General features: G+C 62.0%; 1 protein-coding gene and 1 pseudogene. Both read right to left on the reverse strand.

All coding sequences use genetic code 11. From position 1 onward, the window contains the following. Positions 1 to 656 (reverse strand): annotated as a pseudogene (locus tag EKN07_RS12400) (hypothetical protein); the annotation flags it as partial. Between the two features lie 6 nt (positions 657 to 662). Beyond that, a partial coding sequence (locus tag EKN07_RS12740; protein ID WP_206435739.1) for a hypothetical protein occupies positions 663 to 1,009 on the reverse strand: 347 nt, incomplete at its 5' end.

A 1,009-nucleotide genomic window follows, 5' to 3' on the forward strand; every position in this document is an offset into this window, starting at 1 on the left:
ACAGCCTCCCGGGCCTCCGTATAGAGCGCGTAGTACCGGTCCGGGTCGTACCCTTCCAAGTGGACGGCCCTCCTATCCCACTCGGGCACGATCTCACAGTCACAGTGGTCGTGGAACCGATGGGAGGCGTCACCTGCCTTCTGCGGGGACGTGTACACCCAGCCCCTGGAGGCGAGCATCGTGCACCAAGCGCAGGTTTTAGCGCCCTGCGGGACGCGCGCCCAACGGGGCTTGGACGGATCCCCAGCAATACAGCGGCGGATCGTGTCCCGCTGGGAGTATTTCATCCACCGGTCCATACTGCCGTTGAGGACACGGAGCGTATCGGCCGGGTTGTCACCCCACAGGTGCCCGGCCGCCCACTTGGTCGTCTCCACGATGGCCTCATCGGGGATGTTCTTGCCGATCACCGGCGCGTAGCGTGGCAGTCCTGCAACCTTCTCACGCACATCCTCATACCATTCAACCGCGACCGTACTAGCAATGTCGCCATACCGGTCGACCAAGACAGGCATGAAGGTAATGAGGGCTTCACGGACAAGCTCCGGTTGGGTCAAATCCAGACGTGCCCAGAATCTCCGCAGATCCTGCCGGGCTAAGCGCGTGACTCGTGTTGTGGCCCCGCGCAGGCGCTGCACGTCCCGCAGCGTCGTCACACGTCTTCACCCCCCAACATCACCGCTGGTAGTAGTGTCAGCGTCAGCCAGGACCTCCATAAGGGTCTGCTTGGCTTGGGATCGTGCCATCTGAGCGCGAATACGGGCGATCTGCTCAGCCGTATACCCCAACTCCTCCAACGCGACATCAGTCTCAGCAAGCGCCGGTATTGCAGAGATTTGCTTAACCATCGCATCAGACTGGGACACAGTGGACGGCATGGCCGGGTTCCGCCACCGAGTCGACAGACCAGCCAACTCCCCAGACGGCTCAGACAGACCATCACGCAGCATAACCGCGTTCTGATAGACACGGGCTAGCGCGTACCCGTAGATACGGTTCGCAGCGGTCG

Origin of the sequence: Actinobaculum sp. 352 (assembly GCF_003957265.1) — a bacterium.
Taxonomy (GTDB): domain Bacteria; phylum Actinomycetota; class Actinomycetes; order Actinomycetales; family Actinomycetaceae; genus Asp313.